The sequence below is a fragment of the Bacillus rhizoplanae genome (assembly GCF_917563915.1).
GTDB classification, from domain to species: domain Bacteria; phylum Bacillota; class Bacilli; order Bacillales; family Bacillaceae_G; genus Bacillus_A; species Bacillus_A rhizoplanae.
Genome location: NZ_CAKJTI010000015.1, coordinates 29641 through 45666 on the forward strand (window position 1 = coordinate 29641; position 16026 = coordinate 45666).

General features: G+C 34.4%; 16 protein-coding genes and 1 pseudogene. 10 read left to right on the forward strand and 7 right to left on the reverse strand.

Annotated elements, in window-relative coordinates:
- Window positions 1-15 precede the first annotated feature (15 nt).
- From copZ (LRP84_RS14290) to LRP84_RS14315, 6 genes are all read left to right on the forward strand, one after another.
- Window positions 16-222 carry a copper chaperone CopZ gene (copZ, locus tag LRP84_RS14290; protein ID WP_042978776.1) on the forward strand — a complete coding sequence of 69 codons (207 nt, stop codon included), beginning with the start codon at window positions 16-18 and terminating at the stop codon, window positions 220-222.
- 94 nt (window positions 223-316) lie between these two features.
- Window positions 317-2737 (forward strand): heavy metal translocating P-type ATPase, encoded by a 2421-nt coding sequence (locus LRP84_RS14295; RefSeq protein ID WP_230575696.1) that lies wholly within the window; start codon window positions 317-319, stop codon window positions 2735-2737.
- Between the two features lie 22 nt (window positions 2738-2759).
- The gene (locus LRP84_RS14300; protein ID WP_230575697.1) at window positions 2760-3575 is read left to right on the forward strand and encodes a DUF8832 domain-containing protein; all 816 of its coding nucleotides are present in this window, start codon (window positions 2760-2762) and stop codon (window positions 3573-3575) included.
- A gap of 158 nt (window positions 3576-3733) precedes the next feature.
- Window positions 3734-3853, forward strand: a complete 120-nt coding sequence (locus LRP84_RS14305) for a glutaredoxin domain-containing protein (protein WP_230575698.1) — start codon at window positions 3734-3736, stop codon at window positions 3851-3853.
- Between the two features lie 284 nt (window positions 3854-4137).
- Entirely contained in the window at window positions 4138-4767 is a 630-nt protein-coding gene (locus tag LRP84_RS14310) for an NAD(P)/FAD-dependent oxidoreductase (protein WP_230575699.1), read from the forward strand.
- A 49-nt stretch (window positions 4768-4816) separates the two neighbouring features.
- Window positions 4817-5131, forward strand: a complete 315-nt coding sequence (locus LRP84_RS14315; protein ID WP_230575700.1) for a thioredoxin family protein — start codon at window positions 4817-4819, stop codon at window positions 5129-5131.
- 521 nt (window positions 5132-5652) lie between these two features.
- Here LRP84_RS14315 and LRP84_RS14320 read toward each other — a convergent pair.
- From LRP84_RS14320 to LRP84_RS14330, 3 genes are all read right to left on the reverse strand, one after another.
- The gene (locus LRP84_RS14320; protein WP_230575701.1) at window positions 5653-6378 is read right to left on the reverse strand and encodes an urease accessory protein UreH domain-containing protein; all 726 of its coding nucleotides are present in this window, start codon (window positions 6376-6378) and stop codon (window positions 5653-5655) included.
- Window positions 6379-6448: 70 nt separating this feature from the next.
- Window positions 6449-7453 (reverse strand): F510_1955 family glycosylhydrolase, encoded by a 1005-nt coding sequence (locus LRP84_RS14325; protein WP_230575702.1) that lies wholly within the window; start codon window positions 7451-7453, stop codon window positions 6449-6451.
- A gap of 103 nt (window positions 7454-7556) precedes the next feature.
- Window positions 7557-8108, reverse strand: coding sequence for a hypothetical protein (locus tag LRP84_RS14330; RefSeq protein WP_230575703.1), 552 nt, complete (start codon window positions 8106-8108; stop codon window positions 7557-7559).
- A gap of 268 nt (window positions 8109-8376) precedes the next feature.
- Between LRP84_RS14330 and LRP84_RS14335 the strand changes: the two genes are divergently transcribed.
- From LRP84_RS14335 to LRP84_RS14350, 4 genes are all read left to right on the forward strand, one after another.
- Entirely contained in the window at window positions 8377-8688 is a 312-nt protein-coding gene (locus tag LRP84_RS14335; RefSeq protein WP_230575704.1) for a metal-sensing transcriptional repressor, read from the forward strand.
- Between the two features lie 12 nt (window positions 8689-8700).
- Window positions 8701-11097, forward strand: coding sequence for a heavy metal translocating P-type ATPase (locus LRP84_RS14340; RefSeq protein WP_230575705.1), 2397 nt, complete (start codon window positions 8701-8703; stop codon window positions 11095-11097).
- Between the two features lie 21 nt (window positions 11098-11118).
- Window positions 11119-11322 (forward strand): copper chaperone CopZ, encoded by a 204-nt coding sequence (copZ, locus tag LRP84_RS14345; protein ID WP_098309950.1) that lies wholly within the window; start codon window positions 11119-11121, stop codon window positions 11320-11322.
- A 260-nt stretch (window positions 11323-11582) separates the two neighbouring features.
- Window positions 11583-12506 (forward strand): CobW family GTP-binding protein, encoded by a 924-nt coding sequence (locus LRP84_RS14350; RefSeq protein WP_230575706.1) that lies wholly within the window; start codon window positions 11583-11585, stop codon window positions 12504-12506.
- Between the two features lie 132 nt (window positions 12507-12638).
- Here the strand turns inward: LRP84_RS14350 and LRP84_RS14355 are convergent, their stop codons facing one another.
- The 4 genes and pseudogenes from LRP84_RS14355 to LRP84_RS14370 form a co-directional block, all read right to left on the reverse strand.
- Window positions 12639-12863 carry a DUF5316 family protein gene (locus LRP84_RS14355; RefSeq protein WP_230575707.1) on the reverse strand — a complete coding sequence of 75 codons (225 nt, stop codon included), beginning with the start codon at window positions 12861-12863 and terminating at the stop codon, window positions 12639-12641.
- Between the two features lie 74 nt (window positions 12864-12937).
- Window positions 12938-13141, reverse strand: a pseudogene (locus tag LRP84_RS14360) (IS1595 family transposase); the annotation flags it as partial.
- A gap of 642 nt (window positions 13142-13783) precedes the next feature.
- On the reverse strand, window positions 13784-14656 hold the full coding sequence (locus LRP84_RS14365; protein ID WP_230575708.1) for an RNA polymerase sigma-70 factor: 873 nt from the start codon (window positions 14654-14656) through the stop codon (window positions 13784-13786).
- Window positions 14657-14673: 17 nt separating this feature from the next.
- Window positions 14674-15957: a phytoene desaturase family protein gene (locus LRP84_RS14370; RefSeq protein WP_230575709.1), complete on the reverse strand. Its 1284-nt coding sequence runs from the start codon at window positions 15955-15957 to the stop codon at window positions 14674-14676.
- Window positions 15958-16026 lie beyond the last annotated feature (69 nt).

Genomic DNA, 16026 nt, shown 5'->3' on the forward strand with positions numbered 1-16026 from the left:
CAAGGAGGAATTATAATGGAAAACGTAACATTACAAGTTGAAGGTATGTCTTGTGGTCACTGTGTAAACTCTATCGAAGGGAATGTTGGAGCTTTAAATGGTGTTGAAAATGTAAAGGTTCATTTAGATAAAGGGAGTGTAGAAGTAAAATTTGATTCTTCGGTCGTTACTCTGAAAGATATTTTAGCTGTAATTGAAGACCAAGGTTACGAAGTTCAATAATAAATTATTATGTATAATCGGGATCGTACTATAATGGTACGATTTCTTTCACGAAAAATATACCCCTAGTGGGTATATGACAGGGGTGAATGAAATGAATAGACAAAAAGAGACCACTCTCCAAATATCAGGAATGACATGCGCAGCTTGTGCAAACAGAATTGAAAAAGGGCTAAAAAAAATTGAGGGCGTAGAAGATGCAAATGTTAATTTCGCGCTTGAAAAAACACAAATCAAATATGATCCGGATAAAACGGACATAAAGGAATTTAAAGAAAAAGTCCAATCTTTAGGGTATAACATTGTAAGCGATAAAGTTGAATTTGATATTACTGGAATGACATGTGCAGCCTGTGCAAATAAAATTGAAAAACGTTTAAACAAGTTAGATGGGGTTGAAAAAGCAACCGTTAACTTTGCGTTAGAATCAGTTCTTGTGGAATATAACTCTAATCAAGTTTCTATTCCTGACATGAAAGAGGCAATCAAAAAGCTTGGCTATGCACTTGAACAAAAGCAAGAAAAAATGGGAGAACAAGTAGACCATCGTCAAAAAGAAATTGAAAAGCAACAAGGAAAGCTTATTTTCTCTCTCATCTTATCAGTCCCACTGTTATGGGCAATGGTGAGTCATTTTGAATTTACACGTTTTATTTGGTTACCGGATATGTTTATGAATCCATGGGTACAATTAGCTCTCGCAACACCAGTTCAATTTATTGTTGGGAAACAATTTTACGTTGGAGCTTTTAAAGCATTAAGAAATAAGAGTGCAAATATGGATGTACTTGTTGCGCTAGGTACTTCAGCTGCTTATTTCTATAGTCTTTATTTAAGTTTCATGTCGATTGGTTCAAATGCTCATATGGTAGATCTATATTACGAAACAAGCGCTGTTCTTATTACATTAATTATATTAGGTAAACTGTTTGAAGCGAAGGCGAAAGGTCGTTCATCTGAAGCAATCAAGAAATTGATGGGATTGCAGGCGAAAAATGCAACGGTTGTTCGCAATGACCAAGAGATGGTCATTCCAATTGAAGAAGTATTGGCAGGCGATATTGTTTATGTGAAGCCAGGTGAAAAAGTACCGGTTGACGGTGAAATTGTTGAAGGAAGATCAGCACTTGATGAATCCATGCTAACTGGTGAAAGTATTCCGGTTGACAAAGCAGTTGGAGACACTGTCATTGGTTCAACTATTAACAAAAATGGTTTCTTAAAAATAAAAGCAACAAAAGTTGGAAAAGATACAGCGTTAGCTCAAATTATTAAGGTCGTTGAAGAAGCACAAGGCTCAAAAGCACCAATTCAACGTTTAGCTGATGTTATCTCAGGTATATTTGTTCCGATTGTCGTTGGGATAGCTATAGTAACTTTCCTTGTTTGGTATTTTGCTGTTAGTCCAGGAGAATTTGCAGTTGCTCTTGAAAAATTTATTGCCGTTTTAGTTATCGCTTGTCCTTGTGCACTTGGTCTTGCAACGCCAACTTCTATTATGGCTGGATCAGGTCGTGCGGCAGAATTCGGTATTTTATTTAAAGGTGGAGAGCACCTTGAAACGACACATCGATTAGATACAATTATTCTTGATAAAACAGGTACGGTTACAAATGGTAAACCAACTTTAACAGATGTTATTTTAGCAGAAGGTATCGATAAAACTGAGTTTCTACAACTGGTTGGTGCCGCTGAGAAAAACTCAGAACACCCACTTGCCGAAGCAATCGTCGAAGGTATTAAAGAAAAAGGGATTGTGTTAGGATCTTCCGATACTTTTGAAGCAATTCCTGGTTTTGGAATACAATCAACAGTTAACGGTAAAGAGTTATTAATTGGTACACGTAGACTGATGGCGAAAAATAACATTGATGTACAAAATGAATTATCTAAAATGGAGAATTTAGAAAAGCAGGGTAAAACAGCTATGCTAGTTGCCATTGATCATCAATATGCAGGTATTGTGGCAGTAGCAGATACAGTTAAGGATACATCAAAAGAAGCGATTTCTCGTTTACAAAAGATGGGATTAGATGTAGTTATGATAACAGGCGATAATACCCAAACAGCGAAGGCTATCGCCGATCAAGTTGGTATTAAGCATGTTATCGCTGAAGTTTTACCAGAAGGTAAAGCAGAAGAAGTGAAAAAGCTTCAACAATCCGGTAAAAAAGTAGCCATGGTTGGGGATGGAATTAACGATGCTCCTGCATTAGCAACAGCTGATATTGGTATGGCGATTGGAACAGGTACTGATGTAGCGATGGAAGCTGCAGATATTACTCTTATCCGAGGCGATTTAAATAGTATTGCAGATGCTATTTATATGAGTAAAATGACGATTAGAAATATTAAACAAAATCTTTTCTGGGCCCTTGCGTATAACTGTATAGGTGTTCCAATAGCGGCAGCCGGTTTCTTAGCTCCATGGTTAGCCGGTGCAGCGATGGCGTTTAGTTCTGTATCAGTTGTTCTTAACGCATTAAGATTACAGAGAATTAAGTTAAAAGCTTAATAATAGGAAGGAGGGAGTACGTATGAAACGTAGCATAATGATTTGGGCAATTTCGGGTATTGTGTATCTTGGAGTAGTTATCGCGGGATACAGTGTGTATGCCAGTGTGAATCCAAAAAAAGATGAACACATAAATCATAAAGTTGACAATCAGAATGCAGACAAGAGTCATAATGAACATACAAATCATGGGGCAAATGAAGTAAGCGAGGTTACACCAAAAGTGTCATATGCTAATGGAGAAATTACAATTGAATTAAAAGACAAAAATAATAATGCTCCTGAACTGGAAGTTTCTCATGAAAAGCTCATGCATTTAATTGTAGTTAGTTCAGACTTAAAAGAATATCATCATTTACATCCGGAAGAAAAGAACAAAGGAGTATATTCACAGAAGTTCAATTTGCCCGACAATTCTTATAAAGTATTCGTTGATATAAAACCGAAAGATTTAAATTATGTAGTAGAGCCTATTCAGTTACATGTAGGTGAAGCGCATAAGGAACAGCATGTAAATGACTTAGTTGTCGATACAGATTTTACAAAGACAATAAACAATCAAGCAATTGAATTAACAACTAGAGAATTTGAAGTGAACAAAGAAATTAAACTTAACTTTGATGTGAAAAATAATAAACCAGAACCATATCTAGGAGCTTTAGGGCATGTGGTCATCCTAGATGAAAAAGGTGAAAAATTTATCCATGTTCATCCGATTTCAAATGATAAAACAGTGTTTGAAACTCAATTTAACAAGCCAGGTGTATATAAACTTTGGGCTGAATTCAAGTTTGGAGGGCAAGTAAATGCCTACCCATATGTTATAGAAGTAAAATAAGAAACGAAAAGCCACGCAAGTTTTCTGCATGGCTTTTCATATTATTTTAGAGCTAGAAACTTAATTTATAAGACAAGAAAAGTAACCTTAATAAATATATGAAAGGTTTGATTATAACAAATTGTTTTAGAAAATCGCTCAATGGAGGATGATTAGTAATGAGAAATACGCAACTTGAACTTTATACTAGGCCTACTTGTTCAGACTGTAAAGCTGCAAAAGAGTTTCTTTCTGAGAATATGATCTCAGTAAGCAATCATTTAAAGAAGAAGAACTGATAGCTGTAACTGGCAAAAGAATTGTTCTAGCTTTCGTGTTTAAAAAGAAATCTTTATTAGGATTTATGAGTAAACCAAAAGTAATTATCGGTTTTGAAAGGAATCAAAGTGAAATAAAAACTTTACTTAGCATTAGAAAGTGAAGATATAAAAACGACTGAAGTTGTTTTTTATCATTATAAACTTAAAAATATAAAACAACAGCCTATATTATACCTAACGAGGGTATAGTATAATTAGATTGTAAACAAATATGAAATAGAAAAAAGGATGTGAAGCCTAGAATGGAACCAAAAGAAACAATGGTCAAATTAGCCGTAAACGGTGGAATATCATTTGGTGCAAAATTAAATGCCAAACAACTTTCTGTAATTGCTGAGTATATGAATGATGGTGATGAGATAGAATTAACAACCTTCCAACAGCTGTACATCGAAGTACCTAAAAGTAAGTTAGGACTAGTGGAAGAAAAATTTAAGGAAGTTGGTTTGTCCTGTTACCCGATAGGGAATTTTGTAAAAAGTTTAAGAACCTGTAACTTTTGTAAAGGTGCAGAAGAAGAAGGTATGCCAGTTGCAATTGAATTAAATAAGAGGATAGCTGGGAAGTCGGTACCTTTTACAGTTCGACCTGCATACACTGGATGTCCAATTGGATGTGGTGAACCCCTTGTTAATGATATTGGAATTATGAAAATAAGAAACGGATACAATCTATATTTTGGTGGTAAAGCAAAAGGGATGGATGCACAAGTGGGTACGTTATTTATGGAGCAGTTAATTCCTGAAAAACTTTATGAAGTGGTAGAAAAAATCATTGATATTTATGCTGAACATGGAAAAAAGAGAGAACCTTTCTTCAAATTTATTAATCGTTTTGGATTAGATAATTTGAAAAGTCAAATTGTTGATTAAATGATTAGAGTGAAAAACTTACATTTTTATTTTTACGGAGGGATTATATATGTTGAAAGAAATCAATTTAAATGAACTTGAACAACTAGTAAAAGAAAGAAGCGAATCCATTGTATTAAAATTTACGGCAGATTGGTGTCCTGGGTGTAGACAATTAGCTCCAATTGTTGAGGAGGTTTCAGAACAACTAAGTGATCAAATAGTATTTTTTGACGTTAACGTTGACAAAGAAATTGATTTAGCACAAAAATTTAGTGTAATGAGTATACCTACGCTTGTGGTATTAAAAAATGGAGAAGAAGTAAATCGTATTACTGCACCAGCTCCCAATGAAGATTTTATAAAAAGTTTTGTGCAACAATAATTATATAGTATCAATAACAAGAGACTTTGATCCAATCATTGTGTCTTACAAATGATTATTTATTAAGTATAAATAATCATTTTAAAAGTGTAAATGAAAGGATTTTAAGTTATAGATATACTACTCTTATGTAAGAGAAGACTCTAATTTATTGATTATATAATATAATGGAGTCTTTTTCTTTATCATTTATATGTAATTATCTGTATTAAATAATGTCTGTAGTATAATAAAATATGGATATTATTACTTAATTATCTCTTAATGTTTTTCTATTATTATATCTAGTTTGAAAAGGAGAGAGTGTTTAATGGAAAATTAAAGATGTTTGATAAAGAGTTAACAGTACACAAAGTTTTTATAAAAATAGTGTGCTGATAAAAAATAATGATAAGCAAATAATATAAAAAGGTAAACCCTTCGTATGACCAAGATGAGCTTACCTTTTTATAGTTAAATCTTATAAAATAATCATTGTTTAGTTAAATATGTACAAAAGCGAATCTTATTTTGTGATGTTATTATCCCAAATAAAGAAAAGAATCATAGAGTCCTATCAAAATCATAAGGATACCCGCTAAGGTTTGAATCGTTTTTCCAGTTTTTCGGCTTTTTTTGATTAATGTACCATCTAGTCCAAGATATGAAATAATAACTACTAATACAATAATAGGAATAGCAGTTCCTGCCGCGAAAAATGTTGGAAACCAATACCCGTACTTAGATGATAAAGATAAGGGGATAAGTGTTCCAAAAAATAGAACAAACATAGTAGGACAGAATGCTAGAGAAAAGAAAAATCCCATAAAAAATGAACCGAGTTCTTTTGGTTTATTTATAGTTTTGGAAGGAAAAGAGAAAGAACCTTTTATCTTTATAACACCTATCAATATGAGCCCAATGAACATTAGCAAAGGACCTATAGTTTTACGTAACCAAGGAAAATATAAAGTTAATGTTTGTTGAGCTTCTTTTCCTAATACCCATACGAATAAGCCAAGTGATGTAAAAGCCACTATTTTTCCTAGAAGAAATAATAATATATGTTTCCATGAAATTCCTTGTTGTAAGGATTGATTTCCATAGATTGTCATAGCGCTAATGTTTCCTGTTAATTGACAGGGGGCAAGGGTACCTACTAATCCTAATAAGAACGCAAATAAAATAGGTATTGATCTAGTAGAATTTGCGATGTCCATAAAGGGGGACATTAGTTGATAACTCCATTCACTAATTGTTGAAAACACGTTTTATTTTCCTTTCTAAATTATATTTGAGAAATAAAAGTGTTATTTCATTTTGTTTTAGCACTTTAGATTAGTTAAATACTAATGTGCCATTTTTAGTGATCTGTTTCCACGTTTTCCCGTCATCAGTAGTAAGAAATACATTTGCCTTAATCGTAGCAAAAACTATTTCAGATGGATTTTGAGGGTTTTGTGAAATATACATAATTTGATCTTTAGAATCTAAAGGTGGAGTTTGTAAGTCTGTACTTTGATTAGTAGCCAGTGATTGTTTAGTTAGCCCTTGTTGTTTTTGATCTGTGATATAAGAGTAAATAATATCCTCATTTCCAAATGTTAATGCAGTTGTTTCTTGTGATTTAGAGAACAATTTAAAGGTATTACCGTAGTCAGTAGATAAATAAATTCCATTTTTTGTGCTCATAGAAACAACGCTAGATTTATCAGGATGTATAGCAAATGAACTAATTACACTTGAGAGCCCATCTAACTTGCTTTGTTTCCATGTACTTCCGTTATCTGTACTAAAATAAAATCCACTTTTTAGTTTAGAATTCGGGCTTTCATTATACACATAGACGGTTTCGTTATTATATCCTACAGCAAGATTATGAAAATCAGATTCTCCATAAAACGCTAACGTTTCAAGAGTTTTTCCACCATCAGTACTTTTAGTTAAACCTAAAGGATTTTTTAAATTTGAGGCTTGTTCAGGATGACCACTCGCAAAGAATCCATTCTTTGTAGCTTGGAATCCCATATAATCATGTTTTTGATTAATTGTTTCTAGCCATTTTCCATTTTGATAAACTTTTATCCCATTGTGAGTTGCAATTGAAATTCCTGGTAAGTTTCCAGGATATCCAATACCATGAATATGTTCGATTTTTCCAGATGAAATTTCTTTATAGAAATCTTGAGGAACAGTATTAGATGTTTCTTTATTTTTTTGACCAGAAGTTTGTTGGGATTGGGAAACTTTTTCTTTATTAAGTGATGTTTCTTGTCCATTAGAACAGGCTGCTACTGTAAAGATGGATGTAATAGCTAAACTGCTGATTAGAATTTTTCGCAAAGGTATATTCTCCTTTCTAATATATGGTTAACGCCCTAAGTATAATAGATGATTATCAAGAAATTATGGAGAAGTAAACAGGAGCGTTAATCGTTTGTAAGTACTAGTTTTTATGTATATGTTGCTCATATTGTGAAGAATTTGGTGAAGTATGTTCTGGGAACGTTATGAAAACGGTTAGAAGAATTCCGATGCTAACTGAAAGTAAAAATAGAAATCGGCGGTGAATATAAGAAGAATAAGTTTCTGATAAGAATTGAATAATACATGACGTAGTAATAGTGATTGTAAGCAAAATACTAATAAGAAGTATACTGTGTGCTTGTTGCGCATTTAACATTTCCGTAATCATAGCCCCCATCATACCTGCCATCAATCCGGAGAACATGCCTTCTAAAGCAGAATATAGATGAAAGCGGAGCCCAATTAAAAGCCCAATTATGCCACTAATCAAAATAGAAAGCAAAGTAGAAGATAACAAGTTACCTTTAAAGATAATACCAAAATAAAGTCCTATGCTTAATCCTATGCTCATGCTAAAAGACATCACAAATACCATATACTCCATTAGGGTACCTTTAGATTTAGAAATGTATGCTGCAACAATAACTAAGATAAAACAAAGTGTTAGGGTAGTTAACGTATAAGTTGACATAGTGATACCTCCCTGTCCTTTCATTCACTTCATCATATGTACAAATCCAGAGCTTTTATGCGTATATAAATCTGCAAAATATCTGCATAATTTAAGAAAGGTAATGAAAATAGTTGTGTCGATAAAAATGCATACAAGCGCGTGTTTGCTTGTATGTATTTTCTTTGAAAAAATTTCAAAAAATAGGTATATAAACAGTTGCAATATATACCCCATACCCGTATAATGTATATAAAGATTAACAATTACAATAACCGAGGTGATATTGATGGATCATTGTAAAGATAATGAAATAAATCAAAAAATGGTTCCTCGAACAGAAGAGGAAATTCAAAGTGTTATAAAACGTTTAAAGCGTATTGAAGGGCAAGTACGTGGTGTTCAAAAGATGGTAGAAGATAACCGATATTGTGTTGATATTTTAATTCAAATTTCAGCGATTAACGCAGCTTTAAATAAGGTAGGCTTTTCTTTATTGGAGCGTCATACTAAACATTGTGTAGCAAAGGCGGTTCGTGAGGGAAACGGGGATGAATCGATTCAAGAATTAATGAGCGTTATTAAGCAGTTTTCAAAATAGGAGGGGTATAGGATGGATAAACAAAAACATGTTACGCTTGGAGTGACAGGAATGACATGTGCAGCTTGTGCCAATCGGATTGAAAAAGTGTTAAATAAAATGGATGGGGTAGAAGCTAACGTAAACTTAGCAATGGAAAAAGCAAGTATCAAATATGATTCTTCTCAGCAAGAAATTTCGAATATAAAAGAGAAAATTGAGAAGTTAGGATATGGCGTATCAGCAGAAAAAGTTACTTTAGATATCGAAGGGATGACATGCGCAGCCTGTGCGAATCGAATTGAAAAAGTGCTAAATAAAATGGAAGGTATTTCGAATGCAACGGTTAATTTAGCTACAAACAGTGCTGTTGTAGAGTATAACGAAGGGTTAGTATCTACAGAAAACATTCTTGAAAAGATAAAGAAAATAGGATATAAGGGACAAATCCGTAACGAAGAGGTAGATCGTTCAGAAAGAAAAGAGGAAGTTATTAAGGAGAAAAAGCGTCAACTTATGATTTCTATTATTTTGTCCTTACCTTTACTCTATACAATGCTTGGACATATGCCGTTTGATACAGGAGTACCAATACCGCATATTCTTATGAATCCTTGGCTTCAACTTTTATTAGCAACACCAGTTCAGTTTTATATTGGAGGACACTTCTATATAGGTGCTTATCGGGCTCTTCGAAATAAAAGTGCGAATATGGACGTTTTAGTTGTATTAGGAACATCAGCAGCTTATTTTTATAGTTTATATGAAACTTTGAAAACGTTAGGAAATCCTGCATACACTCCTGATTTATATTTTGAAACAAGCGCGGTTTTAATTACGTTAATTTTGGTCGGAAAGTACTTTGAAACAATGGCAAAAGGGCGTACAACAGAAGCAATTTCAAAATTGTTAAGTTTACAGGCGAAAGATGCGCTTGTTGTTCGTAATGGTCAAGAGGTGCGAGTGCCGTTAGAAGAAGTTGTGATTGGAGATATCATGATTGTAAAACCCGGTGAAAAAATACCGGTGGATGGTATCGTGATTTCAGGGGCATCTTCTGTTGATGAATCTATGATTACTGGAGAATCTATTCCGGTGGATAAAAAAGAAGGAGATTCTGTTATTGGTGCGACGATTAATGCAAATGGGATGCTGACCATTCAAGCTGAAAAAGTTGGAAAAGACACAGCGTTAGCGGGCATTATTAAAATTGTTGAAGAAGCGCAAGGATCTAAAGCACCTATTCAGAGATTAGCAGATATCATTTCGGGTATTTTTGTTCCTATTGTTGTAGCGATTGCTTTAGTTGCCTTTATTGTATGGTATTTCTTTATAACACCAGGAGATTTACCAAAAGCATTGGAAGTAGGAATTGCGATTCTTGTCATTGCATGTCCGTGTGCACTAGGTTTGGCTACACCAACTTCGATTATGGTTGGTACGGGAAAAGGAGCAGAAAAGGGTATTCTCTTTAAAGGAGGTGAATATCTAGAAGGGACGCATAAAATCAATGCAGTGTTGCTGGATAAAACAGGAACCGTAACAAAAGGGAAACCAGAAGTTACCGATGTATTAGAATTTCAAGAAGGTATGCTGGATTATGCGATTTCAGCTGAAAGTGCTTCTGAACATCCGTTAGCCCATGCGATTGTTGAATATGGAAAACAACATGAGATAAATTTGAAAGAGTTACAGCACTTTGCAGCAATTCCAGGCCAGGGGCTTGAAGCGGATATTGAAAACAAAAAAGTTCTTGTTGGAACACGTAAATTGATGAATGAACAATCTGTAGAAATTTCACAGCATGAAGAGGTTATGAAAGAACTAGAGTATCAAGGTAAAACAGCGATGCTTGTCGCAATTGATGGGGAAATGGCTGGAATAATCGCTGTTGCTGATACTGTAAAGGAAAGTTCGAAGGATGCAATTCAAACACTCAAGCAAATGGGAATTGAAATATACATGGTAACAGGTGATAATAAACGTACAGCTGAAGCGATTGCAAAGCAAGTTCATATTGACCATGTATTTGCCGAAGTTTTACCAGAGGATAAGGCTAAAATTGTAGCGGATTTACAAAAACAAGGAAAGAGAGTAGCAATGGTAGGTGATGGTATTAATGATGCACCGGCTCTTGCAAAATCTGATATTGGTATGGCAATTGGAACAGGTGCAGATGTAGCAATTGAAACTGCAGATGTTACGTTAGTTGGTGGTGACTTATCACATATACCAAAAGCAATTGAGTTAAGTCGTAAGACGATGAAAAATATTCGTCAAAACTTGTTTTGGGCTTTATTCTATAATGCAATCGGCATTCCTGTAGCGGCGTTTGGATTATTAGAGCCTTGGGTAGCTGGAGCGGCGATGGCATTTAGCTCTGTATCTGTTGTGACGAACGCACTTCGTTTGAAACGCGTTAAAATATAAATTAGTATGGAGGAATTTAATATGACTATCACATTAAACGTACAAGGAATGACATGTAATCATTGCAAAATGGCAGTAACAAATGCACTTACAGAGTTAGCGGGAGTACAAAATGTAGAAGTTAACCTGCAAGAGGGAACTGTAAATGTAAAATATGATGAAGCAAAAGTAGATGTAGAAAAAATGAAAGAAGCTATTGAAGATCAAGGATATGACGTGCAGTAAATGGGGGAATTCAATAAATCTTAGTAAAAAGGTCGTTTTATTAAAAGCGGCCTATTACATTTAATGATAAATAAGTTTATCGTTAAATGTAATAGGCTTCGAATAGGCATAATCTGCTACCCAAATAATCGTGTTTTGTTTACAAATAAAATTGAATTCACTAGAATAATGAATATGAATCGTAATAATTACGTTTTGTGGTGGCGTTGTAAAAGTAGCTGCAAGTGTAGTCAGAAACAAAGAAATGGATGGTTGATAATATGAACAAAGTAGAAATTCATATTTTAGGTGGTTTTTTAGGGAGCGGGAAATCAACGCTGCTTCAAAATCTATTATTAGCGGAAAAGAAGAAAAATCGAAAAGTGGCAGTATTAATGAATGAAATAGGTGAATACTCCGTAGATACAGATATTGTAGGACGAGAAAATATTTTAAGAGAACTTTTAAAAGGCTGTATTTGCTGTACGATGAAAGATGAATTAGAAATTCAGCTACATTCCTTATATCAGGAGGAGAGACCTGATGTAGTTTATATAGAAACAACGGGAGTTGCGCATCCGATTGAAGTATTAGACGCTTGTCTCTCACCTATTTTAGCTCCTTATATTGAGGTGAAGTCAATTATTGTTGTATTAGATGCAATCAGGTGGTTAAATCGGGAAATATTAAGTAAAAGCGTGCAACAACTTTTAAACGAACAGATGAAGTATGGAAGTCATATTCTTATCAATAAATCAGATTTGCTGAGAGACGAAGAAAAGAAACAGGTTGTTGAGGAAGTGGCGTTAATAAATAGACATGCAAAATTATACGAAACACAGTATTGTAATATATCTTTAGAGGATTTCGAAGATGTAAAGCTAGCAAGTAATCAAAATCATGAAAAATTACATGTGAACCAGCATTTACATATTCAAACTATGACCTATCCATTTAAAAAATCAATTGATCAGGGCGAATTGTACGAGTGGCTTTCTAATTTACCTGAGGGAATTTATCGTGTAAAAGGGTTTGTGAAATTTCATGGTGATAAATACCCAACTTTGCTGCAATACTCATTTGGTGTGCCATCTTTATTGGAGCAGGATTTTGGTTTCCCTACAAACCTTGTAATTATTGGAGAGAATTTAGATAAAGCGAAACTGAAGAAGGAACTAGAGAGTTTGGAACAAGTTGAGTTGTAAGGTTTGTGTACGGTTGTTTTCAGATGAATATTGTAATAGAGAGGGAAGGACTTATTTTTTAGTCATTCCTTTTTTTATTTAGGCTATGTTAAATAATAGTGTTGATTTTTTGTAAGAAATAAAGGACCTCTTTTAAAGGTCCATTTTTGTTTGTAAAAAGTATATTAATCCAGCAACCCCTAAAGAAATTAATCCAACCAAACCAGAAATCATTGCTATTTTTGTTCTGAAATTTCTATGGTCTTCTGTTTCAGAATGAAAATTAGCTCTTTGTTGTTGTCCATCCGTCCAAGCTCCAATAAAAATACCAGAAATGATAATTCCAATGACACCAACAATAAGAAATAACTTTAACATTTAGTTTCCCCCTCTCCAGTCATTTATTTATTTATATATTTACGTTTCTAAGCATAAATTCGTTTCGTAAAATTTTACATCTTTTGTTCTGATAATCTTAGGCTATTATATGTGACATTTGTTAGGTGTAGGCAATTATCAATAATCATTTTACTTACCGTAGTATTATCATTACGATGGTTGATAACATCCAAAAATTGAAACCAACTCAAATAATGGTCGAGGTATTTAGTAGCTACGTCATTGAAACGGTTAATCCAGCCTTTAAGACGACTGTGCTAAGTTTTTCAATCTCTTTAGTAATTTCTTTCAATGCCATTCGATGTCACCTGCTCTCGTCCTTTTTTATCGTTATAGAACAATCGTTTGGTTTATTCAAATATCAACAGAGATATTTTCCGTAGTCTTTTCAGAATAAATTAGTTAAAAATAAAAGACTACATACTATACGCGAAAGAGTATAAAACAGAGGGATTATATAAGGGGTTAATTGGTTTTGGAGGAGGACATAGCCCATAGCAGGAGGCGTATCCGCAGATGTGAAGCATCGAGGACCTTAAAAATAAGTGTTGCTTTAGAATAAAGCTCAATCAAAAATATCTCACAAACCCGTATTTTATGGTAAATAAGAAGAATCCGTTTTGAAAAAAAGATTGATCAAAATGGATTCTTCTCTAGCATATTTAAGTTTAGGTTTTATAAAAAAGTTTGATCATTTTCTACCTTTGACCTTAAACAATAGCAACCTTTAATTGAATAAGGATCTTACTGCTAATGCCAATTTTGCTGGATTTGGTACATTATAAGGTTTTGAACACACTTTGCATCTGATAGTAGCTATTTGGTCTCCCGAAATCATGAAGTAAGTAGACTACAAGGTTGACCCAACATCATTTTTTATTGATGTTTTGGATAACCCCTTAGATATTTTTGTTTAAACGGCTAAGCTTATCAGGATTCGCCACCATGTAAATGGAATTGATTTTCCCTTCTTTAAACTCAAATGAAACTACGTAGGCTAGGTAACCGTTAATCATAATAACAACCCCTGGTCCACCGTTAACCTTTTTAAATTTGAACATTGCACCTTCAGGTAACCTCTTAATTACATTCAAGAATAGGCGTGTAATTCGATCCGCAGTATAAATAGGTTTAAGTGTAGTTGTAACTTTCCCGCCACCATCTGCATAAAAGATTGCGTCTTTCTGCAGCATTTGAATCATTTCTGAAATTTCACCGTTTTGCAATGCCGCAGTGAACCTTTCTACATAGTTACTAAAATGCTGATAATCTTGTTGGTAAACATTCGGTTCATATACAAGGCCTTTCTTTGCTCTATGAAATATTTGCCGACAGTTTGTGCTGCTTTTATCCACCATAGAGGCAATCTCATCATATTCGTATTGAAAGACTTCTCGTAAAAGAAACACCGCTCTTTCAACTTCAGATAACTGTTGCAACAACATTATATAGGCGGTGGATAAAGATTCCTTCATAAAATATGAATTAGCCGGATCATCAAGGTAATCTTCCACAATCGGTTCAGGAAGCCATGTGCCCACATAAGTTTCTCTCTTGTGGGCAGCAGACCTTAAGTGATCAATACAACAATTGGTCGTAATTTTACACAAATAGGCTTTTACGCTTGTAATGGACTTGGAATCTTTAAGTTTTGCAAAAGTAACGAATGATTCATGAACAATATCTTCTGCATCCATCACACTTCCTAGCATTCGATATGCTAGAGAAAAAAGTAGTGGCTTGTAATCTTGATAAATTTGTTCTAATTCCATCTTCTTTTTCTCTTGATTCATACTAACACCCAATCTTTTTTCAATATGTGTAATGCTGCACGTTTCGCGCTTGCAACAGCTGCATCGACCAATAATTCCTCGTCTCCTGCCCAATCTCCTGCTATATAAAGGCCCTTTATTTCTGGAACTGCTGGACCTGGTTTTTCCGTTCTACCGGTATGAGGAAAATTATGCACAACGGTTATTTTAGGTAAATATTGCTGTTCGACCACTTCTTTTTGCCAGCCTGGATGAAGCAAATCCATTGTATGTTCTAATTGTTGTTTATCTGTTTGAGAATCTATCGAAATTCTATTCAAATCATGATATTTAACCAAGCTAACTACAGATGTTCCGTTATTACTCAGCTTCGCTGCCCTAGATTGATTTGTAAAGGCGACTGGTTGGTCAAGCCCCAGCACAAATTGATGATTTATATTAGGCAACGTTTTTAATCCTAAATCGTAGCAGGATGCGGTTACAGGAATTGCTTCCTCTTTCCAACGATACAGCGAGGTTTTTTCAACATGGGGTACAAGACGACATGCTTCGTTAGGAGGTGTTGCAATAATCACACTTTCTACATCAAACGATTCTCCATTCGTACAACTCACTCGTTCAACTTGGCCATTGTGGTCAATACTATTCACATTCATAGATTCAAGAAGTTTAACACCGAAACTAACAGCTTTAGACCTTAATTCGGTTACAATAGATTCCCAACCATGGTCGACATAGAGAACACCTTCTTTCATCCCCCTCTGGATCTGCCTTACAACTGGACGAGCTAGCTGTATACTTGGAGCATATGTTAGAGTGGTTAATCTACATAATGCATAAAAGAAGTGGCGTACCATTGGATCAATGATTTCCCTTTCTGCCCAAGCTTGCACGCTTTCATTTGAAACCGAATTCACATCCATTTTATTGAGATGAAACATAAGCTTTGCAAGACGGACCTTTCCTAAACCATTAAGAAATTGCTTCGAAAATAAGGAACGTAAACCCATCGGTACTTGATAAACCTCATTTTTCCAAATAACATGTGCACCCGTAGACGGTTCATTTCCCTTGATTGCAATCCCGAGTTCATCAAATATCTTCATTGCTTCACCGCCTTTATAAAGGGCATGTGCACCTAGGTTCATGAGAACACCATTTTTATTAATGGTCATCGACCGTCCTCCGTATCGATCTGATTTCTCAAGCACCACTACCTTCTTACCTTCCTTGGCTAGAAAAAGAGCAGCTGTTAATCCAGCAAACCCACCACCAATAATGGCGACATCAAATTTATTCATTTAAATCCCTCCTATTCTTTTCATTAATCAAGACGGATAGAGGGTTTCAATTGTGACAAAAAAACTTAA